Source organism: Halobacillus sp. BBL2006 (genome assembly GCF_000786645.1).
Taxonomy (GTDB): domain Bacteria; phylum Bacillota; class Bacilli; order Bacillales; family Halobacillaceae; genus Halobacillus.
The window spans coordinates 1-1,132 of the sequence record NZ_JRNX01000818.1; the positions used below are offsets into that span (position 1 = coordinate 1).

At 43.5% G+C, this 1,132-nt stretch carries 2 protein-coding genes; both read left to right on the forward strand.

Annotated features, from left to right (window positions below):
- On the forward strand, nucleotides 1-702 hold a 702-nt coding region (locus tag LD39_RS20010; protein WP_035552656.1), incomplete at its 5' end, for a carbohydrate ABC transporter permease.
- The coding region (locus LD39_RS20015) for a BadF/BadG/BcrA/BcrD ATPase family protein (RefSeq protein WP_035552658.1) at nucleotides 689-1,132 on the forward strand (444 nt) is incomplete at its 3' end. The genes LD39_RS20010 and LD39_RS20015, both read left to right, overlap by 14 nt.

The following is a 1,132-nucleotide window of genomic DNA, read 5'->3' on the forward strand; positions in this document are numbered from 1 at the left end:
ACAAGCCCGCTTGCGTTCCCTCAATCATTTTCCCTGGATACGTACCGCAACTTGCTTGAAATCATTCCGTTCATGACTTATTTCCAAAACAGTGTCATCGTGAGTGTTGTTTCTGTACTTCTCATTCTTGTGACATCTTCACTCGCTGCATTTTATATCGCGCGATTTACATTTATGTGGAACAACATGATCTTTTTTTTCTTTCTAATGGGAATGATGCTGCCCATTAAGCTTGGAATTGTGCCGCTGTTTATTTTAATGAAAGATTTGAATCTCTTAAACTCTCTCTGGTCTTTGATTTTTATGTATGTCGCAACAGGAATCCCTTTGTCCATTCTCATTCTGACCGGTTTCTTTAGAACAATGCCCAGAGAACTTGAAGAAGCGGCACGGATGGACGGCGCAGGGAATTTAAGAATTCTTTGGAGTGTCGTACTGCCGTTGATGCGGCCAGCCCTGGGAACGGTGATGATCATTCAATTCATTCAGTCCTGGAATGACTTTTTCTTTCCACTAATTTTTATCACCGATGATATGAAGAAGACGATACCGGTGGGAATGCTCTCCTTGTTCGGAGAATATTCTGCCGACTGGGGAGCTTTATTCGCTGGACTGACACTTGCTTCACTCCCGATGATGATTCTATTTTTCATCGCTTCCAAGCAATTTATGGAGGGACTGACCCAAGGTGCAATCAAGTAATAGTTATTTCATAGGAATCGATGGCGGGGGTACGAAAACTGAGGCTTTTTTATGTGATCAGCATGGAAGAATGATGGAGCGTACATTAACTGGATCGACCAACTTAAAGTCGCGCAGTGAAAAAGAAGTCTATGATTCGATTAAATCAATGATGGCAAGATTTACGAATTCTCTGCATAAGGACAATATAAAAGGCATCTATGTATCTACCGCTGGCGGGGACCGAATCGAAGACCGTACAAGGTGGAAAAAGTGGATCGCTGAGGTGTTTCCTGATTTTAGTGGGTTCATTGTGGTGAATAATGATGCCTATGGAGCGCTAGCGAGTGGAACGTTTTCGATGGAAGGGAATGTTTTAATTGCCGGCACAGGTTCCATTGCCTATTCCGTGATTTTTGGAGAAAGTCCCCAACGGATCGGCGGCTGGGGG